20 protein-coding genes are annotated in these 25,357 nt (G+C 66.8%); 12 read left to right on the forward strand and 8 right to left on the reverse strand.

Annotation, left to right across the window (positions count from 1 at the left end):
* Positions 1-25: 25 nt before the first annotated feature.
* On the reverse strand, positions 26-406 hold the full coding sequence (locus tag LN450_RS23030; protein ID WP_046934767.1) for a lysozyme inhibitor LprI family protein: 381 nt from the start codon (positions 404-406) through the stop codon (positions 26-28).
* A gap of 207 nt (positions 407-613) precedes the next feature.
* Between LN450_RS23030 and LN450_RS23035 the strand changes: the two genes are divergently transcribed.
* On the forward strand, positions 614-1,165 hold the full coding sequence (locus LN450_RS23035) for a YdeI/OmpD-associated family protein (protein ID WP_011349151.1): 552 nt from the start codon (positions 614-616) through the stop codon (positions 1,163-1,165).
* A gap of 113 nt (positions 1,166-1,278) precedes the next feature.
* On the forward strand, positions 1,279-2,640 hold the full coding sequence (locus LN450_RS23040) for an MFS transporter (RefSeq protein ID WP_011349150.1): 1,362 nt from the start codon (positions 1,279-1,281) through the stop codon (positions 2,638-2,640).
* Positions 2,641-2,915: 275 nt separating this feature from the next.
* Here the strand turns inward: LN450_RS23040 and LN450_RS23045 are convergent, their stop codons facing one another.
* From LN450_RS23045 to LN450_RS23065, 5 genes are all read right to left on the reverse strand, one after another.
* Positions 2,916-5,228 carry an FUSC family protein gene (locus LN450_RS23045; RefSeq protein WP_011349149.1) on the reverse strand — a complete coding sequence of 771 codons (2,313 nt, stop codon included), beginning with the start codon at positions 5,226-5,228 and terminating at the stop codon, positions 2,916-2,918.
* A complete protein-coding gene (locus tag LN450_RS23050) occupies positions 5,225-6,685 on the reverse strand; it encodes an efflux transporter outer membrane subunit (protein WP_011349148.1) in 1,461 nt (486 codons plus the stop codon). The genes LN450_RS23045 and LN450_RS23050 overlap by 4 nt, the downstream gene beginning before the upstream one ends.
* Entirely contained in the window at positions 6,682-7,605 is a 924-nt protein-coding gene (locus tag LN450_RS23055) for an efflux RND transporter periplasmic adaptor subunit (protein ID WP_011349147.1), read from the reverse strand. Before LN450_RS23055 ends, LN450_RS23050 begins: the two co-directional genes overlap by 4 nt.
* Positions 7,602-7,820, reverse strand: coding sequence for a DUF1656 domain-containing protein (locus LN450_RS23060; protein ID WP_008574653.1), 219 nt, complete (start codon positions 7,818-7,820; stop codon positions 7,602-7,604). Before LN450_RS23060 ends, LN450_RS23055 begins: the two co-directional genes overlap by 4 nt.
* Before the next feature lie 88 nt (positions 7,821-7,908).
* The gene (locus LN450_RS23065) at positions 7,909-8,361 is read right to left on the reverse strand and encodes a MarR family winged helix-turn-helix transcriptional regulator (protein WP_011349145.1); all 453 of its coding nucleotides are present in this window, start codon (positions 8,359-8,361) and stop codon (positions 7,909-7,911) included.
* 130 nt (positions 8,362-8,491) lie between these two features.
* Between LN450_RS23065 and folE the strand changes: the two genes are divergently transcribed.
* The 4 genes from folE to LN450_RS23085 all read left to right on the forward strand — a co-directional run bounded on the left by folE (position 8,492) and on the right by LN450_RS23085 (position 15,600).
* Complete coding sequence (folE, locus tag LN450_RS23070; RefSeq protein WP_008574657.1) at positions 8,492-9,094, forward strand: GTP cyclohydrolase I FolE; 603 nt, start codon at positions 8,492-8,494, stop codon at positions 9,092-9,094.
* A 19-nt stretch (positions 9,095-9,113) separates the two neighbouring features.
* Positions 9,114-10,583 carry a DUF3375 domain-containing protein gene (locus LN450_RS23075; RefSeq protein WP_011349144.1) on the forward strand — a complete coding sequence of 490 codons (1,470 nt, stop codon included), beginning with the start codon at positions 9,114-9,116 and terminating at the stop codon, positions 10,581-10,583.
* Complete coding sequence (locus LN450_RS23080; RefSeq protein WP_008574660.1) at positions 10,570-11,271, forward strand: DUF4194 domain-containing protein; 702 nt, start codon at positions 10,570-10,572, stop codon at positions 11,269-11,271. Before LN450_RS23075 ends, LN450_RS23080 begins: the two co-directional genes overlap by 14 nt.
* Before the next feature lie 273 nt (positions 11,272-11,544).
* Entirely contained in the window at positions 11,545-15,600 is a 4,056-nt protein-coding gene (locus LN450_RS23085) for an SbcC/MukB-like Walker B domain-containing protein (protein WP_011349143.1), read from the forward strand.
* 48 nt (positions 15,601-15,648) lie between these two features.
* On the opposite strand, the gene LN450_RS23090 is transcribed toward LN450_RS23085, so the two are convergent.
* On the reverse strand, positions 15,649-16,485 hold the full coding sequence (locus LN450_RS23090; protein WP_039416964.1) for a sulfite exporter TauE/SafE family protein: 837 nt from the start codon (positions 16,483-16,485) through the stop codon (positions 15,649-15,651).
* 70 nt (positions 16,486-16,555) lie between these two features.
* Between LN450_RS23090 and LN450_RS23095 the strand changes: the two genes are divergently transcribed.
* From LN450_RS23095 to bphP, 6 genes are all read left to right on the forward strand, one after another.
* Entirely contained in the window at positions 16,556-16,942 is a 387-nt protein-coding gene (locus tag LN450_RS23095) for a YchJ family protein (protein ID WP_008571430.1), read from the forward strand.
* Between the two features lie 184 nt (positions 16,943-17,126).
* Positions 17,127-17,333 (forward strand): hypothetical protein, encoded by a 207-nt coding sequence (locus LN450_RS23100; RefSeq protein ID WP_008571431.1) that lies wholly within the window; start codon positions 17,127-17,129, stop codon positions 17,331-17,333.
* A 175-nt stretch (positions 17,334-17,508) separates the two neighbouring features.
* Entirely contained in the window at positions 17,509-19,671 is a 2,163-nt protein-coding gene (locus LN450_RS23105) for a lytic murein transglycosylase (RefSeq protein WP_011349140.1), read from the forward strand.
* Between the two features lie 282 nt (positions 19,672-19,953).
* Entirely contained in the window at positions 19,954-21,219 is a 1,266-nt protein-coding gene (locus LN450_RS23110) for a TCR/Tet family MFS transporter (protein WP_039416962.1), read from the forward strand.
* 99 nt (positions 21,220-21,318) lie between these two features.
* Complete coding sequence (locus LN450_RS23115; protein ID WP_008573226.1) at positions 21,319-21,912, forward strand: biliverdin-producing heme oxygenase; 594 nt, start codon at positions 21,319-21,321, stop codon at positions 21,910-21,912.
* Positions 21,909-23,813: a bacteriophytochrome BphP gene (bphP, locus tag LN450_RS23120; RefSeq protein WP_011349138.1), complete on the forward strand. Its 1,905-nt coding sequence runs from the start codon at positions 21,909-21,911 to the stop codon at positions 23,811-23,813. Before LN450_RS23115 ends, bphP begins: the two co-directional genes overlap by 4 nt.
* A gap of 74 nt (positions 23,814-23,887) precedes the next feature.
* On the opposite strand, the gene LN450_RS23125 is transcribed toward bphP, so the two are convergent.
* Positions 23,888-25,069: a benzoate/H(+) symporter BenE family transporter gene (locus tag LN450_RS23125; protein ID WP_039416969.1), complete on the reverse strand. Its 1,182-nt coding sequence runs from the start codon at positions 25,067-25,069 to the stop codon at positions 23,888-23,890.
* Positions 25,070-25,357: the final 288 nt, after the last annotated feature.

The following is a 25,357-nucleotide window of genomic DNA, read 5'->3' on the forward strand; positions in this document are numbered from 1 at the left end:
TTTCTTAACGGTTTTTAACGTTGAATCAGTTGATTAGTGCGGCATACTTCTCGAGTTGATCAGCCCGTGCGGTCAGCCTCAGCATGGCAGCCTCTGCGGATTCAATGTTTTCCGCTTGGCTATCCCCATAAATCGCGGCCTCCAAATTGCCGTCTTTGGTTCTGGACTGCAGCCATGCGCGTTGCGCCTCCACTAGTTTGGTACGCACATCAGCCTTTAGAGAACTCAAAAGCAGTTTGTACGCTTTGTTCAAGCGTCTGTCCTGAAGCGTCTCTTCCTGGGACACACACGCAGCACGTTCTACCGCACCGCGTGCCTGTTTTTGACACGTCACATATGTTGCGGACAAACCATTTGAGGAATTAAAAGTGGTATTTCGCTGGTCCGCGGCGTGGGCACAGGTCATTGAACTGACCAATAGTGTTGTCGTCAACAGTAGGCGACTTCTGGAGTTGCGTTCTTGCACGACGTATTCCTCTTTGAAAGAATTTTCGGAATAGTAAAATGAAAGCCTTGCGGGCTCATGCGTAAGATATCTTAGAGACTAGGTGCATGGCATGAAGGCCAGTGACATATTCATAGGCGATTGGATAGCCGGTTAAAGCAAGGCGACATGACGCAAGCTAGCGCCATCATCCACTGCAAGGCAACGTTGCTGGAACCGGCAATGCCTGCCGGTGCGTCCTGGCTGTTTCTGGTACTGCCCATGGCAGCAAGCTACAGACTGCCCACGCGCAGCATGGTGAGCGTCACTGGGACGGTGGCCGGGCACCCACTGCAGGCGACGCTGCAGCCGGACGGGCGGGGCGGGCATTGGCTGACGATCGAACGCGCCCTGCAGCAGGCAGCCGGTGTGTGCGCTGGACAGACGGTGGCGCTCGCGCTGACGCCCGTGGCCGAAGAGCCCGAGCCGCTGGTGCCGGACGATCTGCATGCAGCGCTGGCCGCGCATCCGGCCGCGCGTGCGACCTGGGACGACATCACCGCCGTGGCGCGGCGCGATTGGATCTTCTGGGTGGTGTCCGGCAAGAAGGCCCAAACGCGGGGCAAGCGCATCGCCACCGCATGCGCCATGCTGGCCTCGGGCAAGCGGCGTGCGTGCTGTTTCGATCGCTCCGGCAAGTACAGCCACGCGCTGGCGGCACCCACGCCAAAAGCGGGCTGAAGCAGGCGGCCCGGTGTGCGAGTTGCCGCCATCTATAAGCCAAAATGCTTACATGCGTCACACAAGCGCGCACCTATACTCCGGTGCTGTCCCACCGAAGAGGTTCTGACCGCATGAGCGCACCCCCATCGTCTCCGATCGCTGCCGGTTCTGGCACAGCTGCCGGCAGCCTTCGCCGCTCGGTGTCCAACACGCTCAAGGGCTCGGCCGGCAACCTCGTCGAGTGGTACGACGTCTACGTCTATTCGGTGTTCGCCACCTACTTCGAGTCGCAGTTCTTTTCCAAGGAAGACAAGAACGCCACCATGTTCGTGTGGGCGATCTTTGCGATGACGTTCCTGATGCGCCCGATCGGCGCGTGGTATTTCGGCCGCTTCGCCGACCGTTATGGCCGCCGCCTGGCGTTGACCATTTCGGTATCGGTGATGGCGCTGTGCTCGTTCGTGATTGCGATCACGCCCACGGTGGCCACGATCGGCATCGCTGCGCCGATCATCTTGCTGGTGGCGCGCCTGCTGCAGGGCTTTGCGACCGGCGGCGAATACGGCACCAGCGCCACGTACATGTCCGAAGCGGCGATTCCCGGCCGGCGCGGGTTTTTGTCGTCGTTCCATTACGTGACGCTGGTGGGCGGGCACGTACTGGCACAGACCACCTTGCTGATCATGTTGCATTTCTTCGATGCCTCGCAGGTCTCCGAATGGGGCTGGCGCGTGGCGTTCGGGCTGGGCGGCATCGGCGCGTTGGTGGTGTTCTGGCTGCGCCGCACGATGGATGAGTCGCTGAGCTCCGAATCCATCGCCGATTCGCGTACCGGCAAGGCCAAGGCCTCCGGCTCGATGCGCGAATTGTTCGTCAATCAGTGGCGTCCGCTGCTGTTGTGCTTTTTGATCACCGCCGGCGGCACGATCGCGTTCTACACCTATTCGGTCACCGGGCCGAAGATGATCCAGACCGCGTTCGCCGGTGGCGACGTGATGGCCGGCACCATCATCAATCTGGTGGCGCTGACCGTGCTGATGCTGATGCAGCCGGTGGGCGGCTGGTTGTCGGACATCGTCGGGCGCAAGACCTTGCTGGTGTTCTTCGGCATCGGCGGCGTGCTCTACACCTGGTTCCTGGTGATGGAACTGCCCAAGCAGACCGACTGGTTGACCGCGTTCGCAATCCTCACCGTGGGCTTTGTGATCCTGACCGGCTACACCTCGATCAATGCCGTGGTGAAGGCGGAATTGTTCCCCACCCACGTGCGCGCGCTGGGTGTCGGCCTTGGCTACGCGCTGGCCAATTCGGCCTTCGGCGGAACCGCGCCGTTGCTGTATCAGGCCTCGCTGAAGACCAACCACGTGACCGAGTTCGTGATCTATGCGACGGCGGTGATTGCGGTGTCGTTGGTGGTCTACATGTTCTTCCTGACCAACAAGGGCAGCAACTGGCTGGACGACGAAGCGGCGATGCATCAGCGCAAGCGGTGATGCGCGCGCGCGGGCAGAGCCCTTCCCTTCTCCCTGCGGGACATTGTCCCCCTTCATGGGGGAGAAGGTGCCCGAAGGGCGGATGAGGGGCGCCTCAGGTGATTGGCATACCGAGCGTGGTAAACGCGTCGCCACGCGCCGCCAAGGTGAAGCTTCGATGCTGCGGTCGTGCATTGGTAGCCAAACCCTCAGCTCAACCCCCGCTCCGCGTCCCGGCCTGCACTAGCAGCGCGGCCGCTGCAAGACATGCGCGCCAGTGGCGCGCAAGCAGTGCCTTATCGTCCTGGCGGGAGAGGGGCTAACGCGGGCTGCTGTTCTGCGCCGTCCTGATGCTGCGCTGTTGTCTTAGCAAACACGCTGTAACGCAAACCAATCAACCCCAACAACGCTTCATCACGATGCGCGCCTGCCGGCACCTTGCCCACGCGCGTCAGTGATGCATCCAGACGGTCGCGCAACGCATCCGGCCCAGGCAACGGACGCTTCCGTGCAACCTGCCGCCGGTAGTGCGCAGCCACGTCGCGCAACATCGCGTCCACCGCATCGCGACTGGACGCCGGCAAGCCATGCCGTGCGCGGCGCAGCTGCAGGATGTTCAAGCCTACGCGCACTTCGTTGAGCATATCCACCGAGGCCAGGTCGCTACCTTCCGGCGTCAACGCCAGCCGTGGCGCAAGCAGACCAAGCAGATCCAGCATGCGTGCGGCAAAGTGCTGGCGATCCTGCGCGCCATGTCCGTCGGCGGCATCGGCCAGCGTGCGCCAGCCCTGGCGCACCAGTCGGCGCGCGCTCCATTCGGCACCGACCGAACGAAACAGACGCGTCAGCACCACCGCAAACCCGATCCCCAGCACCATCGCCACCGCCGCGTTGACGAAGCTCTGCAGGTTGGCGCTGTAGGTGTTCTGCAGGCTCAGCAGCGCGGTGAGGTTCACCACCAGCGGCAAGGCGATCAGCATGCTCCCGGGGCGATGCAGCAGTGCGCCCAATGGCAGGAAGACCGCCGCCAGCACCACCACCAGCATCGGGAAATCGTGGATGGCCGGGAAGATGCCGAACTGATAGATGCCGGCAACCACGCTGGCCACCACCGCCCAGGTCAGGAACGACAGCATGCTCGGCGCGGGGTCGTCCTGCGCGGCGAAAAACGCAGCAGTCACTGCGGCCATCATCGCGCCGTTGCCGCCGCCTTCCCAGCCGATGCCGATCCACAACACGCAGTACGCCATCAGCGCGAAGCCGGCGCTTAGCGCGGAAAATGCGGCCATGCCCAAATCGATGTGGCGCGTGGCGTGTGCCGCAACCGGAGTGTCAGCGATCTCTGCAGAGGGCTGGCCCGGTGGCCGCCACGCTGCCGCACGCGTTGACGAGCGCAGCGCGCCATCGCGCGGCGCCGCGTCGTCCTGCGTGGGCACGGCCGGCTGCGCCGCGAGACGGCGCGAGAAGCCCAGGCGCTGCAGCAACGCCCCGGGCGCTGCGGAACGCGCCGCGGCATCACGCGCTGCAGGGTCGGCTTGTAGGGATGCATCAGGTGCCGGCGCCGGCAGCGCACGCAGTGCAACGGGCGCGGTGCCCTGCACCAGCGCCTGCTGCAACGCGCGGCAGTCCTGCCACAGGTCGAGCAGCTCCTTCAGGCGCAGCAGCACACTGTCCAGCAGCAGGTGATCGATGTCCTGATCCACCACCGGGCGCAGTGCCTCGATGCGCGCACGCAGTGCATCAGCCTGTCGGGCGGCATCGGCATCGGCACTGCCGGTGTCGGCGACATGATCCACCCACGCAGCAACAGCTTCCAGCAATGTCGCCAACTCCGGCCCGTGCGCGGCGTCGTCGCGCTGCAAGGCGTCCAGGCGGTCGGCAATCGAGGACAGCACCGGCAACAGCATCAGCATGCGTGCGCGCAACTGTTCCAGCGCAGGCGCGGCGCCGGCATGGCGTGGGTCGTCATGGCGCACGAAGGCGATCAGGGTCTCGAACTGCACCAGATCGGCCGCCAGCCGATTGCGCGGCGCCTGCGACGGGCCGCGCTGCAGCACCTGGCGGCACCACTGGGCCGCATCCTGCATCCAGTTGCCGATCCGCGCGGTGAGCATCGGCTTGACCGAGGCCGGGAACAGCAGCGACGCGAACAGCACCGCCATCACCGTGCCCAGGATGATCTCTTCGCTGCGGGCCACCACGGTGTCGAAGATGCCTTCCGGCGAGGTGACCGCAGGAAAGCCGATGAAGGCGGTGGTGTAGCCGGCCAGCAGGAATGCATAGCCGCGCGGGCCGCGATTGAGCAGCGCCAGGAACAGGCAGGCCGAGAGCCACAGCGCCATCGCCGCGCTCAGCAGCAACGGCGTTTCCACCAGATTCGGCAGCATCACCAAGGTGGCCACACCAGCCAGCAAGGTGCCGAGCACGCGGTACACGCCCTTGGCACGGGTGGGGCCGAGCAGCGGTTGCGAAACGATGTAGACCGTGGCCATGGCCCAGTACGGTCGCGACAGATTGCCGGCCAGTGCGACATACAGCGCCGCGATCGAGGCGGCAAAGGTCTTGGCCGAAAACAGCCAGGCCTGGCGATCGCGCAACAACGGGCTCATCGTGCAGCCGTGGTGGTGTTGCGCCCGGCGTCGGCATCCCAACCGCCGCCCAGCGCCAGAAACAGCTGGATCTGGTCCTGCGACACCTGCGCCTGTGCGTTGGCCAGGGTCATCTCGGCGCTGGCCAGGGTGCGCTCGGCGTCCAGGCTGGACAGGTACGGCGTGCGTCCGCCCTGATACAGGCGCCGGTTTTGCGCCGACGCCAGCTCGGCCTGTTGCTGCGCCTGTTCCAGCAGATGCAGGCGGTCCAGGTCCTGCGCATAGCGCGACAAGCTGGTCTGCACCTCGCGCAAGGCCTGCAGCACGGTGTTGTCGAACTGCGCCAGCGCCGCGTCGGCGCCGGCTTCGGTGGCGCGCACCCGCGCACGCGCACCGCTGGAGGGCAGCGTCCAGGAAATCAGCGGGCCCAACGACCACGCATGCGTGGCCGGCTCGCCGAAATCCGCCAGCAGGCCGGTGGCACCGATCGAGCCGCCCAGACGGATATCCGGATACAGCTCGGCGGTGGCCACGCCGATGCGCGCGGTGGCGGCGGCGAGCCGGCGCTCGGCCTGGCGCACGTCCGGGCGGCGCGCCAGCAGCGCGCGGCCATCGCCGATCGGGATCGGCTGTTGCACTGCAGGCGCGTGCGCGCAGCTGTCCACGCCGGGCGGCAACTCGCCGGGCGTCTTGCCGAGCAGCGCGGCCAATTGGTAACCGGCGGCCTGGCGGCGTGCGCGCAACGGCGGCAGCGCCGCTTCCAGCATCGCCACCTGTGCGGTGGCGCGCGCCAGATCGGGCGGCGTGCCGCGACCGGCCGCGATCAGGCGCTGGGTGATCTGGCGGCTGTGTTGCTGCAACTGCAGCGAATGCTCGGCCACCTGCAGCTCATGGTTGGCGTGGCAAATCTCCACGTAGCTGCCGGCCACCTGCGCGGCCACGCTGACGCGCGCCAGATCGATCGCCGCCTGCGCCACCTGGGTGTCGGCATGCGCGGCTTCGGCGCCGCGTTGCAGCTTGCCGAACAGATCGAACTGGTACGACACGCCGAACTTGCCATCGGCCAGGTTGAATACCGGCAGCTTTTCTTCCTGCAAAAATGCTTCGGCCGAGACCTGCGCGCGGCTGACACCGGCTTCCACGTCGTAATCGAACCCGCCGGCATCCATGGCCTGTTCGTACACCGCGGCAGCGCGGCGCAGGTTGGCACCGGCGACCTTCAATTCGACGTTGTCGCGCAGGGCCTGCTCGATCAGGCCATCCAGCATCGGGTCCTGATACAGCGCCCACCAGCGCGCCGGCAGCGCGGCGCCGGGCTGCACCTGCGCGTTGCCGGTGTCCAGGAACGCGGCATTGGCGGCCGGGCGCTGGTAGGCCGACTCGGCCGGCACCGCGTAGTTCGGGCCGACCGTGCTGCAGGCACTGAGCATGCTCAGCAGTGCGGCCACTCCCAGCGGACGCAACATCGCGCGGTTCATGGCGCCGCCTTGGCCTGCACATGGGCAGGCGCGGTCGCCGGGGTTGGGTGCGCTGTGTCGGGCAGAATGCTCACCGTGGCAGTGCGCCCTGCGATCAACTGCACATGCGCAGGCACGCGATCCAGCACGATGCGCACCGGGATGCGTTGCGCCAGCCGGACCCAGTCGAACGCCGGCGTGACATTGGGCAATGCGCCGGCGCTACCGCTGCGGTAGCGGTCTTCGATCCCGGCGGCGATGCTCTGCACATGCCCCTGCAGCGTGACCGGCTCGCCCATCAGCTGCACGTCCACGCGCTGGCCGGGGTGCACGCCCTGCAGGCGGGTTTCTTCGAAGTAGCCATCGACGCGGAACGAGCCGGTGTCCAGCACCGCCACCACCGGACGCCCGGCGTTGACGTAGTCGCCCACCCGCACGGTGCGGTCGCTGACGCGACCGTCGGCCGGGCTTCGCACCTGGGTGCGTTCCAGGTTGAGCTGGGCCAGATCCACCGCCGATTGCGCGGTGGCCACTGCGGCCTGCGCCTTCTGTACGTTGGAGCGGCGCACTTCGGCATCTTCGGCGGCGACCAGATCCTGCAGGCTGCGGTCGCGCGCGATCTCGCGGCGCAACTGGGTCAGCGTAGCCTGGCGTTCGGCCAGCGCGGCGCGCGCCTGTTCCAGCGCGATCGCATAGCGCGCGCGGTCCACCACGAACAGCAATTGCCCGCGCGTCACCGGTTGGTTGTCGGCCACGGCGACCGATTCCACCAACCCGGAGACGTCCGGCGCCACCTGCACCACATCGGCGCCCACGTGCGCATCGCGCGTCCACGGCGCCTGCATGTAATAACGCCACAGGTGCTGCAACACCCACGCGGCCAGCACCACCATCGCCAGGGTCAGCAGTGCCGGCCCCGCGGTCTTGATCAGCTTTTTCACGATTGCATCCAACGGGTAAGGAAGAACAGGCCGCCCAGCAGTGCGATGTACAACGCCAGGTTGAACAGCGCCGGGTGCCAGATGTAGCGGTAGGCGCCAGCGCGGGTCAGCAGCGCGGCGATGCTGCTGTTGAGCAGGTAGGCCAGCGTCATCAACGCCAGCAAGGTGGGTACGAACACACCGTAGAGACTGAATTCGCCGTACATCGGGCACATCCTGGAAAAAGAACCACAGCGCCCGGCGCAGCGCGCCGGGGCATCGGAAAGGGCACAACGGGCGTCGCGCGCGACGCCGACAGCCGACTCAGTCGGCCTGGCTCAGCCGCGCATGCGCCTGCGCGATCTGCTCCCACAAGGTCAGCACCACCTGCACGTCGGCGTCGCTGAGTGCGCCCAACACCGGCGCACGCAGTGCATCCAGGCGGATCTCGATCTGGCCGACCAGTGCCTGGCCTGCATCGGTGAGCCACAGCTGGTTGGCGCGGCGGTCGCTGCTGTCGGCCTCGCGGCGCAGCAGGCCCTGCGCGGCCAACTTGTCCAGCAAACGCACCAACGAGGGGCCTTCCATGCCCAGTTGCTGGGCCAGCGCCACCTGGCGGATGCCGCCGCCGGAGCGCCCGATCATCAGCAATGGTCCGGTGCAGGCGCTGGACAGGTCGAACTCGGCAAACGCCTGATCGGCCAAGCGTTGCCACTGACGGGCAGCCACCAGCAGGCCGGAACTGAGCTGGGCGCGTGGAGAAAGAGCAGGTTTCATAATAGATAGGATGCTATCAATTCATAAATGAATCAATAGTCACTGAACATTTGCAAGCTGGCGCAACCGCCACTGGGGCGGCCGGGCCGTCCTCGGGTACCATGCACGCCCCCTTTGGGTGCACCTGCGCATGAGCCAGTCCAACCAGCCCGATTCCTCCGTCACCCAGACCCAGGCCGAAGAGGCCGTGCGCACCCTGTTGCGCTGGGCGGGCGAAGATCCCACGCGCGAGGGCCTGCTGGACACCCCGCGCCGGGTGGCTGAAGCCTACGGCGACTGGTTCAGCGGCTATCGCGAAGAACCGCGCGAATACCTGGAACGCACCTTCGAGGAAGTGGCCGGCTACGACGAGTTGATCGTGCTGCGCGACATTTCCTACGAAAGCCATTGCGAGCACCACATGGCGCCGATCATCGGCAAGGTGCACGTGGGCTATCTGCCGCGTGGCAAGGTCGTCGGCATCAGCAAGCTGGCCCGCGTGGTGGAAAGCTACGCGCGCCGCTTCCAGGTGCAGGAAAAGATGACCGCGCAGATCGCCCAATGCATCCAGGACGTGCTGCAGCCGCTTGGCGTGGGCGTGGTGGTGGAAGGCGCGCACGAGTGCATGACCACCCGCGGCATCCACAAGCGCGGCGTCAGCATGGTGACCTCCAAGATGCTGGGCACCTTCCGCGAAGATGCGCGCACCCGCGCCGAATTCCTGCAGTTCATCGAAGTGGGCGGCAAGCGTTGAGGCAGTCGCGGCAGCGCCCATGAAGCACCAGGCACGTATCGCCGGTTATCGGCAACTGCGCGAGCAGCCGGTATGGAAACTGCTCGCCGCCGACCACGCACCCGAGCTGATCGGCCTGCTGCAGACGGTGCTGATGGATGGCGAACGCCGCCTGCCTTCGGCCGTGTTGCACGAACGTTTGCAGCGCCAGCTCGACGCCTTGCGCGCCGACGAGCTCTCGCGCGAACTGCCGCGCACCGCACAGGCATATCTGGCGCATTGGTTGGCACAGGGCTGGCTGGAACGCCGCCTGCCTGAAGGCGCAGCCGAAGAAGAATACGAACTCTCGCGTGCCGCGACCCAGGCCATCCGCTTCATCGCCGGCCTGCGCGAAAGCAGCAGCAGCGCCACCGAAAGCCGCCTGTCGCTGGTGATCCAGCAACTGGTGCAGCTGGCCGGACAGACCGAGGCCGATCCAGAGCTCCGGCTGGCCGCGCTGCGCGATGAACGTGCGCGCATCGATGCCGAAATCGAACGCGTGGCCTCCGGCCGCGTGGCGGCGCTGGACGGCAAACGCGCGCTGGAACGCGCGCGCGACCTGATCCATCTCTCTGACGAGCTGGCCGAAGATTTCCACCGCGTGCGCGACGACTTCGAGCAGCTCAACCGCCAATTCCGTGAGCGCATCATCGACGACGAAGGCGCGCGCGGCGACGTGCTCGAACAATTGTTCAACGGCGTGGATGTGATTGCAGACAGCGAGGCCGGGCGCACCTTCGAGGCGTTCTGGAGTCTGCTCAACGACACCCAGCAAAGCAGCCAGCTCGACCAGGCGCTGGATGCGCTGCTTGCCCGTGGGTTTGCCCGCAAGCTTGATCGCCGCGAACGCGCCTTCTTGCGCGGGCTGACCGGCACGCTGCTGGAACGCGGCGGCGAGGTGCACACGGTGATGCAGCATTTCGCACGCAGCCTGCGCGGGTTCGTGCAAAGCCGTGGGTATCTGGAACAGCGCCGGCTCAATCAATTGCTCAAGCAGGCCCAGGGCGAAGCCTTGCAATTGCGCGACAGCCTGCACGCCACCACCGCCACCGGCTATACGCAGGCACTCAGCAGCAGCCGCCTGCGCTCGCTGTCGCAATGGCGGCTGCACGATCCACGGCTCACCCAGGTCGATGGACGCGTGCAGGCCGCCGACGCGGCCGAGATCTCGCTGGACAGCGTGGGCGATCTGGTCGCGCAATCGGAGATCGATGTACGCAGCCTGCGCAACGACCTGCATGAGCTGCTCGGCCAACGCCCGCGGCTGACCATCGGCGACGCCTTGCAACAACGCCCGTCCGTGCAGGGCCTGGGCAGCGTGATCGGATACCTGTCGCTGGGCACGCGCCACGGCATGGTGATCGAAGGACAGATGGAAACGGTGCAATGGGAAGGCAGCGACGGCGCCGTGCGGCGCGCGCGCATTCCCTTGGTGTGGTTTACCCGGGAGAAACGCAATGAACTGGTCTGAGGACGCCGGCCCGGACGCCGACGAGAGCACCGCGGTGTCGGCCATCGACGACCGCATGCCGATGACGCAAGCCTCCAGTGCCGAGCCGCGCGGCGAGCTGTTTTTAGGCGACACCGGCACGCTGCCGTTCGACGCGCGGCGTGCGCTGTGCCAGTTGCTGGCAGGGCCCAGCATCGATGCGCAACGGCACGGTGCGCTGTGGCCGGCGTTGTTGCGCAACGAGGTGGCGATCCGCCAGGTGCTGTGCGAGCTGTTTCTGGAGCTGGTGCTCGACCGCGAGGGCGGGGTGGCCTTCACCCGCCAGGCCGACACCGCCGAGCTCGAATCGCCCACCTTGCTGCGCAGCGCGCCGCTGACGTTCATCGAGTCGGTGTTGCTGCTGTTCCTGCGCCAGCAACTGGCCGAGGCCGATACGCGCGGCGAGCGTGCGGTGGTGGACGAAGCGCAGTTGGTGGAGGCGTTGTCGGTCTACGAGAAGAACGTGTCCACCGATCGGGCGGGCTTCGCGCGGCGGGTGATGACGGCCATCGGCAAGATGCGCGACAACCAGTTGCTGTCGCGTTTGCGCGGCAGCGAGGAGCGCTATGAAGTCTCGCCGGTGCTGAAGCTGTTGTTCTCGGCAGAGGATGTGCAGGCCTTGGTGGTCGCGTATCGCGGTTTGCGGGAAGGGGATGTAGCTGCTGAGTAATTTTCCTTCTCCCGCGCCGGCGCGCCGGCTTCCGTTCTCGCGTCGGGACATTGTCCTCCTTCATCGGGAAGAAGCTGCCCGCAGGGCGGATGAGGGCACGTTGTGGCGTGGTGCTTGGGAGCATGTCGTATGTGTTGCATCTACTGCGACGGCAGTTATAGGAATCGCAGCATCAACAGCAACAGCGCCGCAGCAACACACCACACAGCAGCGCGGCACCATGCGTCATCCGGTTTTTCGCGTTCCACGTCGTCCCGTTTTGATGAGTGAGCTATGAATTCCCAGTCCAATCTGTCGCCAGCGCAACCAGGTGCCTCCTTGTTTGCCGAGACGCTCGCCGAGCAACGTGCGCAGCAGTTCCGCATGCGGCGCTTGCAGGTGCACAACTGGGGCACCTTCAACGGGCTGACCGAAGTGCCGATCGCGGAGAAGGGCTTCCTGTTCGTCGGGCGTTCGGGCTCGGGCAAGTCCACCTTGCTGGATGCGATGTCGGCACTGCTGACGCCGCCGAGCATCGTCGACTTCAACGCCGCCGCGCGCGAAGCCGAGCGCAGTGGGCGCGATCGGAGTCTGGTGTCGTATGTGCGCGGTGCGTGGGCCGATCAGCAGGACAGCGCGTCCGGCGAAATCGCTACCCAATACCTGCGCAAGGGCGCCACCTGGACCGCGCTGGTGCTGGAATACGCAAATGCGCACGGCGAGGCGGTGAGCCTGATCCGCTTGTTCTGGATCGCCGGCAGCGGTAACGCGGCGGCCGATGTGCGGCGTCACTACATGGTCGCGCCACGCCGTTTCGACGTGGCGACCGAGCTGGATGGCTTCGATCTTGACCTGCGCAAGCTCAAGGCGCGATTGGGTGAGGACGTTGCGCATTTCGACGGCTTCGCCGGCTACGCCGAACGTTTCCGGCACGCGCTGGGCATCGGCAACGAGATGGCGCTGCGGCTGTTGCACAAGACCCAGTCGGCCAAGAACCTGGGCGATCTCAATGCGTTTCTGCGCGGCTTCATGCTGGACGAGCCGCGTACCTTCGAAGCGGCCGACCGGCTGGTGGAAGATTTTGCCGAACTCGATGGCGCGCACCATGCGGTGGTCACCGCCCGGCGCCAGGTGGAAACCCTGACCCCTGCGCGCGAGCACCACGCGGCGCTGATGGCGCTGCGCCACAGCGTCGGCGAGTTGCGCGAGCTGCAGCTGGGCGTGGACAGCTACCGCGAGCAGCAGCGGCTGGCCTTGCTGGAGGAGCGGCTGCAGGAGCTCGACAACCAGGACCGTGGACTGGCCGGCGAAGAAGGCCAGCGCCGCGAATCGCTGGATAACCACGAACAAAAACTGGTCGGCCTGGAGCGCGAACAGCGCGCCGCCGGTGGCGAGCAGATCGAGGAACTGGAACGCGAACGCGCACGCGTCGAGCGCGAGCGCGACGAACGCCTGCGCCGCCGTGCACAGATCGAACAGGCCTGCCGCCAGCTCGGCACCGCCCTGGCGGCCGGCGCCAGTGGCTTTGCCGCACAGATCGCGCATGCGCAGACCGTGCTGGATAACGGCAAGCACGACGCCAGCGCGCTGGATGAGGCCATCGCCGAACGCATGGGTGCGCGGCGCGACGACGAGCGCCGGTTTGCCGAAATCCGTGCCGAACTGGAGGCGCTGAAGCGCGCGCCATCGAGCATGCCCGCACCGATGCAGGCCCTGCGCGCGCGCTTTTGCGAAGACACCGGCATTGCCGAGGCCGCGCTGCCGTTCGTTGGCGAGCTGGTGCAGGTGCGCGAGGACCAGACGGCCTGGCGCGGTGCGATCGAGCGTGTGCTGCACGGCTTTGCGCAATCGCTGCTGGTGGACGAGCGGCATTACGCGCAGGTCAGCGAATGGGTCAACCGCACCCATATCGGTACGCGTCTGGTGTACTTCCGTGTGCGCCGCAACGACGAGCTGCATTCGCGGCGGGTCGATCCCGGCGCGCTGCCCGGCAAGCTGCAGCTGCGCGAGCACGCCTTTACCGAATGGCTGCGCAACGAACTGACCCGTCGCTTCGACTACGCGTGCGTGGACAATGCCGCAGCATTGCGCAACGCCGACCGCGCGATCACCCGCGAGGGCCAGGTCAAGCATCCTGGCGATCGCTATGAGAAGGACGACCGCCACGCGGTCAACGATCGCAAGCGTTGGCTGCTCGGTCACGACAACCGCGACAAGCTCAAGGTGTTCGAGCGCGAAGCGCAGGCGCTGGCCCAGCGCATCGCCAGCTGCGATGCCGATGTGGCAGCGCTGCGCAAGCAGCGTGAGCAGGACCAGGAACGCCAACTCGCTGCGCACACCTTGGTGGAGCGCGACTGGGACGAAATCGATGTCGGCCCCAAGCTGCAGCGCCTGAGCGATATCGACGAACAGTTGGTGCAGCTGCGCGAAGGCAACAGCGGCCTGCGCGCGCTCGGGCAGGCCATCGACACTGCACGGACCCTGCGCGACCAGGCCAAGCGCACCTATGAAGATGTGCGGCTGGAGCGCGCGCAACTGGCGCGCGAACGCGTGCGGCTCGAACAGCAGCACGCGGCCTGCGCGGGCCGCGCCGGTTCCGCCACGCTCACGCCCACCCAGTTGCAGGGCTTGCGGGAACGGCTTGCCGCATTGACGCCGCTGTCGCTGGACAATCTGGAAGCGCATTTCCGCGTGGTCGAACGTGGCCTGGCCGAGCAGTTGGCCGACAGCCAGGGCCGCGACAGCCGGCTCAGCGCGCAGTTGCTGGAATGCTTCCGCAAGTATTGCCAGCAGTGGCCCGAAGACAGCGGCGATTTCACCGTGAGCCTTGCCAGCGCCGACGATTTCCTCGCGCGTCTGGACCGGCTGGAAAGCGATGGCCTGCCGCGTCACGAGCATCGTTTCTTCGACCTGTTGCAGACCCAGAGCAAGAACAACCTGCTGGCCTTGCAGCGTTACACCGCCGAAGCCCACAAGGGCATCAAGCAGCGCATGGACGAGGTCAACGCCAGCCTGGAGCAGGTGCCGTTCAATCGCGACACCGTGCTGACCATCGAGGTCGGCGACCGTCGCCTGGCCGAGGTGCAGGAATTCCAGCAGCAGTTGCGCGCGGTGCTGTCGCATCAACAGACCGAAGACCGCGCCCTGGCCGAAGCGCAGTTTTCCACCTTGCGTGCGCTGGTGGCGCGCCTGGGCGCGCAGGAACCGGAGGCACGCCGCTGGCGCGAACAGGTGCTGGATGTGCGCCTGCATGTGGAGTTCATCGGTGTGGAACTGGACGCGCAGACGCGCGCGCAGGTGGAGATCTACCGCAGCGGCGCGGGCAAGTCCGGCGGTCAGCGCCAGAAACTGGCAACCACCTGCCTGGCGGCCGCGCTGCGCTACCAGCTTGGCGGCGAAGACGGCGAACTGCCGCGCTACTGCGCGGTGGTGCTGGACGAAGCCTTCGACAAGGCCGACAACGAATTCACCGCGCTGGCGATGAACATCTTCGAGAACTTCGGCTTCCAGATGGTGGTGGCCACGCCGTTGAAGTCGGTGATGACCTTGGAGCCCTTCATCGGCGGCGCATGTTTTGTCGAAATCAGCGGCCGCCATAACTCCGGCGTGTTGCTGATCGAATACGACGAGCAGGCACAGCGATTGAAGCTGCCGGAGCGCTCGCGTGGCGATGAGGCAGCGGTGGCCGATGCCACTGACGCCGCGTCAGCGATCGAGGCTGCGAGTGAGCCTGTAGGAGTGCAGGGCGCTGCAAACGCAGACGGCATTACAGCTGATGGCCTCCCGCTACACATAGCCTTGCCCGTGCCCGGCGATACCTCACCCGCAGCGCAGAACACGCATAGTAGTAAGCGCAAGCCGGCAGCGGCGACGGCGACGGCGAACAAGCAGAACAAAAACAAGCAAAACAAGAACGCCAAGACCACATCGCCCACACGCGCTGCGGCACAGCCTCACGCAAAGCAGCCGAAGAAATCGCCTTCGCGCACTCCAGCTGTGGCTGGCAAGCCGGTAGCGGACAAACGTACCTCAGGCGCGCAGCAAGCGCCGGCGGTGTCGTCAGGAGCTGCATCCAGGTCCAACGTGGGCAAGACCACGCGGTCTTCAAAAGCGCAGGGCAAGCCGATTGTGGCCGCAAACGCATCCAACGCCACGTCCAGCAAGGTCGCCGCCGCATCTGCGCCAGTGAAAAACACTGCCGCAGCCAAGCCACGTGCAACAGCCGCATCGACTGGTCAGCCAGCGCGTGGCGCCGGCAAGACAACCTCGGCGCGCGCGGTGGCTGAACCGTCACCGGCCACGACGCGCGTCGCCAGGGCAGGCGCCCCGAAGGCGCGCGGCAAGCGCTGAAGACAGTGCACAGGTGACGCCATCTGCAGGGTGACGTCGCCGTTTCGACTACGCTGCGTTGGCAGCGGGTGCCAGTGATGAGTGCAGCAGATCCCAGCCCATCTTGCCGATCAGCACGATCACCAGCACCAGGAACAATTTGCGGATCAATGGCGTGCCGCTACGTAACGCCATCCGTGTGCCGGCCACCGCGCCGGCCACGTTCGCCGCCGCCATCGGAATACCGATCGCCAGCATCACCTGTCCGCTGGGCAAGAAGAACGACAACGCCGCAAGGTTGGTGGCCAGGTTGACCACCTTCGCCGCCGCCGAGGCGCGCAGGAAATCCAGCCCGAAAAAGCGAATGAACAGGAAGATCAGGAAGCTGCCCGTCCCCGGGCCGAAGAACCCGTCGTAGAAGCCGATCGCCGCGCCCATCGCCAACGCGGTGGCCAGTTCGCGCCGGCCGATCTGACGTGGCCGATGCAGCGCGCCGAAGTCCTTCTTGATCAGCGTGTAGATCAGCATCGCAATCAGCAGCAGCAAAATCAGCGGCCGCACCGCCTGCCTGGGCATCAGGCTGACGGCGGTCGCGCCCAGGAACGAGAACGTAAACGCTGCCGCGGTGGCATACAGCACCGGCCGCCACGGAAAGCGCACCGTGCGCGCGTATCGCCACGCCGACGCAGCGGTGCCGAACATCGCACTGAACTTGTTGGTGCCCAGAATCAGCGACGGCGCCTGCTGCGGCAGCGTGGCAAACAGGCCCGGCAGCTGGATCAATCCGCCGCCGCCGACCGCCGCATCCACCAACCCGGCCACGAACGCAATGCACAGCAGCCACGGCAATTCGGTGGGAATCAGTTCCAGCAAGACCACGCTCCGCGCAACGGGGGGCGACAGCATAGCCGCCGCTCCCGCGTCCCGCTTCGCAATGCAATCCCCAATCCCCAATCCCATCCCGCACAATCCCCGCATGCCGACCGCACCCACCGACCCCTGTCCCTGCGGCCGCCCGGCCGATTACGCACGTTGTTGCGGCCCGTATCACGCCGGTGCCGCCGCGCCCGACGCCGAGACGTTGATGCGCGCCCGCTACAGCGCCTACGTGCGCCGCGATGCTGCGTACCTGCTGGCCAGCTGGCATCCGTCCACGCGCCCGGCCGCGCTGTCGCTGGACGAAGGCGGGCGCACCACCTGGCTTGGCCTGAGCGTGCAGCGCACCCTCGAGACCGGCCCCGAGACGGCCGAGGTGGTCTTCCTGGCGCGCTATCGCATCGGTGGCGGCAGCGCAGTCCGCATGACCGAACACAGCCGTTTCGTGCGCGAGGCAGGTCACTGGTACTACCTCGACGCGCGCTGAGTCCCACGCCGACCGTCCCACTCCAACCCGACGTCGCCAGCCAACTGCGCCCTCGATGCACCGCCCGCCAGGCCTGTTCAGCCCGACGAACGGTCTTTACGCCCGCCATTTGTCGACGCCGCGTTCGCAGCCGATCGCCGAAGCTTGCCGCGCAGGCGAACTCCGCCGCGGGGGGACTTGGATCATGGCAACCTTCAATCTCTGGCAGTGGGTGCTTCTGGCGGCGGTCGTGTTCGCGATCGTGCTGCCGGCGTGCGTGGCGACCGCACTGATTCGCTTCGGCCCGCGCCACGATGCGCCGCGCCATGCCCGCACCCGCCGAGCGACCGACAACGCCCCATCCGCGCCGGCCCTGTCGATGCTGACCGGGATCACCGGCGACGGCAGCTGAGCCCGTCGGGCCGGCGGCCTCTCGCTCGCACCGAGCCGCCGGCCCCACCCAGGGACGCCTCACGTATCGCCCTCTGCACGCTTGTGACCCCCAGGTTGGCTATGCTCGGCGGCTAGACTTGCCGCGCAGGAGCACTTCACCGCATGACGTCTGTCCACCCGCCAGCCATCGCGCCATGACGCTGGCCCGGCGTGCATTGCCGTTCGTGTTGGGACTGCTGCCGCTGGCAGCCTCTGCCGATCCGGCCTTCGACCGCTGCCTGGCTGGCCTGCAGCCCCAGGCCGCTGCCAAGGGCGTGGACGCTGCCAGCTTTCAGCGCTTCACCGCCGGGCTGGCGCCCGATCCCAGCGTGCTGCCGCTGCTGGATGCGCAGCCCGAATTCACCACGCCCATCTGGGATTACCTGGCCAGCCTGGTCGACAGCCAGCGTGTCAGCGACGGCCAGGCCATGCTGGTTACCCACCGCGAACTGCTTGCCCGCCTGTCCGAACAGACCGGCGTGGACCCGGCCACCATCGTGGCGGTGTGGGGCGTGGAGAGCGATTACGGCCGCGTCACCGGCAAGCGCCCGCTGCTGGTGTCGCTGGCCACGCTGTCGTGCGCGGGCCGCCGCCAGCCGTTCTTTCGCGGCGAATTCCTCGCCTTGCTCAGCCTGCTGCAGCAAGGCGATCTGTCGGCGGAAGGACTCACCGGCTCCTGGGCCGGTGCGTTCGGGCAAACCCAGTTCATGCCTTCGACCTACGCCCGCATCGCCGTGGATGGCGACGGCGACGGCCGCCGCGATCTGGTGACCAGCATTCCCGATGCACTGGCCTCCACCGCCAACTACCTGGTCAAGGCCGGCTGGGAACGCGCCCGTCCGTGGGGCATGGAAGTCACCCTGCCGCGGGGCTTCGACGCCAGCAAGGCCGGGCGCACCCGCCGCCAACCGCTGCAGGCCTGGCAACGCGCCGGCCTGCTCGGCACCGACGGCACACCGCTGGCACCGGCCGGACTGCCGGCAGAAACGCCGGCCGCCTTGCTGTTGCCGGCCGGTGCCAGCGGCCCGGCGTTCCTGGTGTTTGGCAACTACGACGCGATCTACGCCTACAACGCCGCCGAAAGTTACGCGCTGTCCATCGCCCTGCTCGCCGATCGCCTGCGTGGCGGCCCCGGCCTGATCGCGGCCTGGCCCACGGACGATCCGGGCCTGGGCCGGCCCGAACGGCGCGAACTGCAGCAGTTGCTGCTCGCCCGTGGCTACCAGATCGGCGAGGCCGACGGCATGGTCGGCAGCGCCACCCGCCGCGCCATCCAGGTCGAGCAGACCCGCCTGGGCCTGCAACCGGCCGACGGCCGCCCCGGCCAACGCATCCTCACCGCGCTGCGCGCCGCCCCGCCAGTTACCGGCGCCGCCGCCATGCGCGCCACCGCGTTCAAGCTGCCGGCCGCATACCCGGCCTTCGCCCAATCCCCCAGCGTCCACAAGGCATCCCCCATGTCCGACACCACCGGCCTGACCACAGGCGATTTCCACGGGTTTCCGTCGCTGCTGATCGACACCCCGTTCTCCACCGCCGCCATCAGCCTGTTCGGCGGTCAATTGCTCTCGTTCGTGCCCAAGGGCGGACAGGACGTGATGTGGCTCTCGCCCAGTGCCAAGCAGCCGCCTACCCCGATCCGCGGCGGCGCGCCGGTGTGCTGGCCGTATTTCGGCCGCCAGGACCAGACCGGCGACGTCCCCGCCCACGGCTTCGTGCGCACGGTGGCCTGGCAACTCACCGAAAGCCGCCGTGAAGACGACGGCACCGTGGTGCTCACGCTCACCCCGCCGCGTTTCGACGACCTGGCGCTGCGCCTGCGCATGACCCTGCGCATCGGCCGCACGCTGGAGCAACGCCTGATCACCGAAAACACCAGCGCCGCCCCGGTGCGTTTCACCCAGGCGCTGCACAACTATTTCCGTGTCGGCGACGCGCTCAAGGTCAGCGTGCAGGGCCTGGATGGCCTGGACTATCTCGATAAGTACGAGAACTACGCCACTGCCCATCGCCAGCAAGGCGACTGGAGCCTGCGCGACCCACGCGACCCCGGCCGCAGCGACCGCATCTACACCAATGCCGGCGGCCGCTACACGCTCACCGACCCGGTGCTCGGCCGCCGCGTCGTCATCGCTACCGAAGGCAGCCGCTCGCTGGTGGCCTGGAACCCGGGCGAAGAGGCCGGCAGGCAGATGGCCGACGTGGGCGAGGGCTGGCGCGACTACGTCTGCCTGGAAGCGGCCAATGCCGGCCCGGACGTGATCGAACTCGCTCCCGGCGCCAGCCACACCCTGACCCAGACCATCAGCGTCGAGTAGCCGCCCAGGCCCGCGCTGCTGTCTACGCCAAAAATAAAGCAGCATCGAGGCTTCCTTCTCCCATCGGAAGAAGGTGCCCGAAGGGCGGATGAGGGTACGCGCGAAGCCTGGTGGAGGCTGAGCGCACATGTCGCTTCGCCCCGTACCCTCACCCCAACCCCTCTCCCGCAGGAGAGGGGCTTTCAGTAGAGGGGGACCTTGGGCGCATCAGACGACAGCCCACCCCAACCCCACCATTCAATCCACCGCTACACTCGCCGCTTCGCCCAACTGCGCCGCGCGATGTCCCTCTCTCCCGATTCCGCTCCCGTCCCCGGGCGCCGCCGCGCCGCGCTGATCTTCATCTTCATCACCGTCCTGATCGACGTGCTGTCCTTCGGGGTGATCATTCCGGTACTTCCGGATCTGGTGCGCCACTTCACCGGCGGCGACTACGTGGTGGCCGCCGGCTGGATCGGCTGGTTCGGTTTCCTGTTCGCTGCCATCCAGTTCGTCTGCTCGCCATTGCAGGGCGCGCTCTCCGATCGCTTCGGTCGCCGCCCGGTGATCCTGCTCTCGTGCCTGGGCCTGGGCCTGGACTTCATCCTGATGGCCATTGCCCACAGCCTGCCGATGCTGCTGCTGGCGCGGGTCATCTCCGGCGTGTGCTCGGCCAGCTTCTCCACCGCCAATGCCTACATCGCCGATGTCACCCCACCGGACAAACGCGCCGGCGCATTCGGCATGCTCGGTGCCGCCTTCGGCATCGGCTTTGTCGCCGGCCCGTTGATCGGGGGTTGGCTGGGCAGCATCGGGTTGCGCTGGCCGTTCTGGTTTGCCGCCGGGCTGGCCCTGTTGAACGTGCTGTATGGCTGGTTCGTGCTGCCCGAATCGCTGCCCGCCGAACGCCGTACCGCGCGGCTGGACTGGTCGCACGCCAATCCGCTGGGCGCGCTCAAGCTGCTGCGCCGCTACCCGCAGGTGTTCGGCCTGGCGTCGGTGGTGTTCCTGGCCAACCTGGCGCATTACGTGTATCCCAGCATTTTCGTGCTGTTCGCCGGCTACCAATACCATTGGGGCCCGCGCGAAGTGAGCTGGGTGCTGGCCGGGGTCGGTGTCTGCAGCATCATCGTCAATGCGTTGCTGGTCGGCCGCCTGGTGCGCCGGCTCGGCGAACGCCGCGCGTTGCTGCTGGGGCTGGGCTGCGGCGTGATCGGCTTCATCATCTATGGGCTGGCCGACAGCGGCACTGCCTTCCTGATCGGTGTGCCGATCAGTGCGTTGTGGGCCATCGCCGCACCGTCCGCGCAGGCCCTGATCACCCGTGAGGTCGGCGCCGACGCGCAAGGTCGCGTGCAGGGCGCGCTCACCGGCCTGGTCAGCCTGGCCGGCATCGCCGGTCCATTGTTGTTCGCCAATGTCTTCGCCTGGTTCATCGGCAGCGGTGCACCGCTGCATCTGCCGGGCGCGCCGTGGTTGCTGGCCGCTGTACTGCTGGCCGCAGGCTGGGCCATGGCCTGGAAACGGGCCGCGCGCGGCGCCGGCACCAGCCCCGCGGCGCAGCCGTGAAGCCAACCTATTCAGCTTGCGCTCGCGTCTGCTTTTTCTGATTTGCGCAGGCACTGCTAGGCTGGTGTCCTTCGTGCCGCGGCACCGCTTTGAGCCCCTATGGTTTCCGACGTCCTGGCAGTTCCGCCATCGGCTGCGCTCGCACTGCGCCACGCCACCCAGGATGCCCATCGCCTGGTCGAAGCAGTGCCGCTGATGCAGGCGTTAGCGCAGGGGCGGGTCGATTCGGCCGCCTATGTGCAGATCCTGCGCCGCCACCATGCCTTGCTGAGCGGCTTCGAAGCGCAACTCGGCAACTGGCTGGCCACCCTGGTCGGCAACGGCTGGCATTACCGCCGTCGGGTGCCGGCACTGCGCGATGACCTGCGCGCGCTCGGCCAGCAACCGGATCTGCCGGCCGCACTGCCCGCCACTGCCGACGATGCCGCGCGCTGGGGCATGTTGTACGTCATCGAAGGCTCGCAGCTCGGTGGACGGGTGATCGCACGCAGCGTGCGCAAGCAGCAGCCCGCGCTGGCCGGCGCCCTGCGCTATTTCGAGATGGCCGACGACGACCCGGCCGGCTGGCGCCGCTTCCAGGCAGCGCTGGACCGACGCCTGGCCACCCCATCCGCACGCGACGCCGCCATCGACGGCGCGCAGGCCATGTTCGCCCACTTCCATACCTGCCTCGCAGCGGAGCCACAGCCGTGAATCAGCCCACCGAACCTCTGGATATGGATGTCTGCGCGCGGGAACCGATCCATATTCCCGGCCTGATCCAGCCTTACGGCGTGTTGCTGGTGATCGAACCGGCCGATGGCCGCATCGTGCAGGCCAGCAGCACCGCCGCCGATCTGCTCGGCGTGCCGATGGATGCCCTGCTGGGCATGCCGTACACCCAGGTGCTGGAACTGCCCGATGCGCAGCCATTCGCAGTAGACGATCAACCGCAGCACCTGCTGCACGCCGATGTGCGCTTCCCGCAGCGCAGCGCGCCGACCGATCATCCCTGGGTGGCCGCCTGGCATCTGTATCCGGAGCAATGGCTGATCGAAATCGAGCCGCGCGACGCGCGCCTGATGGATGTCACCCTGCGCGAAGCGCTGCCGCTGTTGCGCAGCATCGAGCGCGATGCCGGCATCGACGAAGCGGCGGTGCGCGCGGCCAAGGGCCTGCGCAGCATGATCGGCTTCGACCGGGTGATGGTCTATCGCTTCGACGAAGAGTGGAATGGCGACGTCATCGCCGAAGCGCGCCAGCCCGAACTGGAAGCCTATCTGGGCCTGCATTACCCGGCCAGCGACATCCCGGCGCAGGCACGCGCGCTGTACCTGCGCAACCGCGTGCGCCAGATCGCCGATGTGCGGTACCAGCCGTCGCCGATCCAGCCCACCTTGCATCCGCGCCTGGGCACCCCGGTGGATCTGAGCGATGTCAGCCTGCGCAGCGTCTCGCCGGTGCACTTGGAATACCTGGCCAACATGGGCGTCAGCGCCACCCTCGTGTCCTCGATCGTGGTCAACGATGCGCTCTGGGGGCTGATTTCCTGTCACCACTACAGCCCGCACTTCACCAGCCATGCCATGCGCGATGCCACCGATGCGGTGACCCGCGCGCTGGCCGGGCGCATCGGCGCGCTACAGGCGGTGGGGCGGGCGCGGCTGGAGTCGGTGCTGCTCACCATCCGCGAAAAGCTGATCACCGACTTCAACGACGCCGAGCACCTGACCGTGGACATGCTCGCCGACATGGCCCCGGACCTGATGGACGTGGTCGACGCCGATGGCGTGGCAATCTTCCACGGCAACGAAATCAGCCGTCATGGCAGCGTGCCGGATGCAGAGGCGTTGCGCCGCATCCGCGACCACATCGAATCCGAGCATCACGACGCCCTGCGCGAGGATGCGGTCGGTGCCCTGCATGTGGACGCCATCGGCGAGGTGTTCCCTGAGCTGGCCGACCTCGCTCCGCTGGCCGCCGGCTTCATCTTCGTGCCGCTGATGCCGCAATCGCGTAGCGCCCTGTTGTGGACCCGCCGCGAGCAGGTGCAGCAGGTCAAATGGGCCGGCAACCCGCAGCTGGCCAAGCTGCAGGACATCCCCAATTCGCGGCTGTCGCCACGCAAGAGTTTCGATCTGTGGCAGCAGACCGTGCGCGGCCGCGCACGGCGCTGGTCGCCGCTGCATCTGGAATCGGCGCGCAGCCTGCGTGTGCTGATCGAACTGATGGAACGCAAGCGCTTCCAGCAGGATTTCACCCTGCTCGAAGCCTCGCTGTCGCGGCTGCGCGACGGGGTGGCCATCATCGAACGCGGTGCCAAGGGCGCCGCGCACCGGCTGATGTTCGTCAACCCGGCGTTCGCCGAACTCAGCCAGACCGAAGTGGCCGAGTTGATCGGTTGCGACATCCTCGCTTTGCTGGCCGACGATGCCGCACGTGGCAAGGTCGAACTGTTCGAAGAGGCGCTACGCCTGGGTCGCGCCGCCTATGTCACCTTGCCGCTGCGCACCCGCGATGGTGCACCGGTGTATCGCCAGTTCCATCTCGAACCCTTGCCCAGCCCCAGCGGCGTCACTGCGCACTGGCTGCTGCAGTTGCGCGACCCAGAGTAAGAGCGCTGCGATCACCGGCAGGCGGCCAGCGCATGCATCTGCCGCACTTGGTGCTCCATCAGCGGGCACGCGGACTAAGGCGCTGCTTTCGTCCGCAATGCCAGCAATGTGATCGTTCCGGCCACCAGGCCCCAGAACGCCGCGCCGATCCCGCCCAGCGTCAGCCCGGAGGCGGTGACCAGAAAGGTGATCAACGCCGCTTCGCGTTCGCTGTCCTCGCGCAATGCCGCCGCCAGGCTATTGCCGATGGTGCCTAGCAGCGCGATCCCGGCAATGGCCATCACCAATTCACGCGGGAAGGCCGCAAACACCGCTGCCACGGTCGCACCGAACAACCCGACCAGCAGGTAGAACACGCCTGCACTGACCGCAGCGGTGTAGCGCCGCGCCGGATCTTCATGCGCTTCGCGACCCATGCAGATCGCCGCCGTAATCGCCGCCAGATTCAACGCAAAGCCACCGAACGGCGCCAGCACCGCATTGACTGCACCGATCCAGCCGACCGTCGGTGAGATCGGCACCGCATAGCCGGACGCCCGGATCACCGCCACGCCCGGCACGTTCTGCGAGGCCATGGTCACCACGAACAACGGAATCGCCAGGCCGAACAGCGCCGCCCACGATAGCGACGGCACTACCAGCACCGGGTGGGCCAGTTGCAACTGCACCGCCTCCAACCGCAGCAGCCCGCCGCTGGCAGCGATCGCAATACCCACCAACAAGGTCGCAATTACCGCATAGCGCGCGAACCAGCGCCGCCCGCCCAGGTAGGTCGCCAACATCGCCAGCGCCAGCAACAGCTGGCTCTGCATCGCCACAAAGATGTCCAGGCCGAAGCGCAACAACACGCCGGCCAGCATCCCGGAGGCAAGCGAGACCGGAATACGCCGGATCGCGCGTTCGAACAATCCCGAAAACCCGGCCACCATCCCCAACACCGCGGCCACCCCAAATGCACCGACCGCTTCGCCTAACGGCACTCCGGCCGCACTGCCGATCAGCATCGCTGCGCCCGGCGTGGACCAGGCCGTGACCACCGGCACGCGGTAGCGCAGCGACAAGCCGATACACGTCACGCCCATGCCAATGCCCAGTGCCCACATCCACGATGCAATTTGCGCCTGGTCGGCGCCCAGATGGCGCGCGGCCTCAAATACGATCACCGCAGAGCTGGCGAACCCCACCAGCACGGTGACAAACCCGGCGGCAATCGCGGGCAGGGATAGATCGCGAAGCAGATTGCGGGAAGCGGGCATGAGGGCGCTCTCTGTCTGGTACATACATTTTCATCGAGCCAACCCGCGATCGATACCGCACCGTTACGCCTCCGGGTGTCGATCAATGAGCCTGCAGCCTGCATGCGTGCGGGACGTGGTGAGAGTGCGCAATCGCGTGCCGTATCCGGGTGGATACAGGTCGATGTCATGCCAGTGTCAAAAAGTGCTTGCACTTCCGCGTGGTCTCGATAAACTGCGCGGCCTCGCTCAGGACAGCGGCGCTTCTCGAAGCATCGCAACAACGAACGAGGCGAATCGGAAACATCA

The organism is Xanthomonas euvesicatoria pv. euvesicatoria (assembly GCF_020880415.1).
Taxonomy (GTDB): Bacteria; Pseudomonadota; Gammaproteobacteria; order Xanthomonadales; family Xanthomonadaceae; genus Xanthomonas; species Xanthomonas euvesicatoria.

Coding starts and splice junctions, on each gene's coding strand:
- LN450_RS23030 (WP_046934767.1), bottom strand. CDS start 406: ATGACCTGTGCCCACGCCGCGGACCAGCGAAATACCACTTTTAATTCC.
- LN450_RS23035 (WP_011349151.1), top strand. CDS start 614: ATGACGCAAGCTAGCGCCATCATCCACTGCAAGGCAACGTTGCTGGAA.
- LN450_RS23040 (WP_011349150.1), top strand. CDS start 1,279: ATGAGCGCACCCCCATCGTCTCCGATCGCTGCCGGTTCTGGCACAGCT.
- LN450_RS23045 (WP_011349149.1), bottom strand. CDS start 5,228: ATGAGCCCGTTGTTGCGCGATCGCCAGGCCTGGCTGTTTTCGGCCAAG.
- LN450_RS23050 (WP_011349148.1), bottom strand. CDS start 6,685: ATGAACCGCGCGATGTTGCGTCCGCTGGGAGTGGCCGCACTGCTGAGC.
- LN450_RS23060 (WP_008574653.1), bottom strand. CDS start 7,820: ATGTGCCCGATGTACGGCGAATTCAGTCTCTACGGTGTGTTCGTACCC.
- LN450_RS23065 (WP_011349145.1), bottom strand. CDS start 8,361: ATGAAACCTGCTCTTTCTCCACGCGCCCAGCTCAGTTCCGGCCTGCTG.
- folE (WP_008574657.1), top strand. CDS start 8,492: ATGAGCCAGTCCAACCAGCCCGATTCCTCCGTCACCCAGACCCAGGCC.
- LN450_RS23075 (WP_011349144.1), top strand. CDS start 9,114: ATGAAGCACCAGGCACGTATCGCCGGTTATCGGCAACTGCGCGAGCAG.
- LN450_RS23080 (WP_008574660.1), top strand. CDS start 10,570: ATGAACTGGTCTGAGGACGCCGGCCCGGACGCCGACGAGAGCACCGCG.
- LN450_RS23085 (WP_011349143.1), top strand. CDS start 11,545: ATGAATTCCCAGTCCAATCTGTCGCCAGCGCAACCAGGTGCCTCCTTG.
- LN450_RS23090 (WP_039416964.1), bottom strand. CDS start 16,485: ATGCTGTCGCCCCCCGTTGCGCGGAGCGTGGTCTTGCTGGAACTGATT.
- LN450_RS23095 (WP_008571430.1), top strand. CDS start 16,556: ATGCCGACCGCACCCACCGACCCCTGTCCCTGCGGCCGCCCGGCCGAT.
- LN450_RS23100 (WP_008571431.1), top strand. CDS start 17,127: ATGGCAACCTTCAATCTCTGGCAGTGGGTGCTTCTGGCGGCGGTCGTG.
- LN450_RS23105 (WP_011349140.1), top strand. CDS start 17,509: ATGACGCTGGCCCGGCGTGCATTGCCGTTCGTGTTGGGACTGCTGCCG.
- LN450_RS23110 (WP_039416962.1), top strand. CDS start 19,954: ATGTCCCTCTCTCCCGATTCCGCTCCCGTCCCCGGGCGCCGCCGCGCC.
- LN450_RS23115 (WP_008573226.1), top strand. CDS start 21,319: ATGGTTTCCGACGTCCTGGCAGTTCCGCCATCGGCTGCGCTCGCACTG.
- LN450_RS23125 (WP_039416969.1), bottom strand. CDS start 25,069: ATGCCCGCTTCCCGCAATCTGCTTCGCGATCTATCCCTGCCCGCGATT.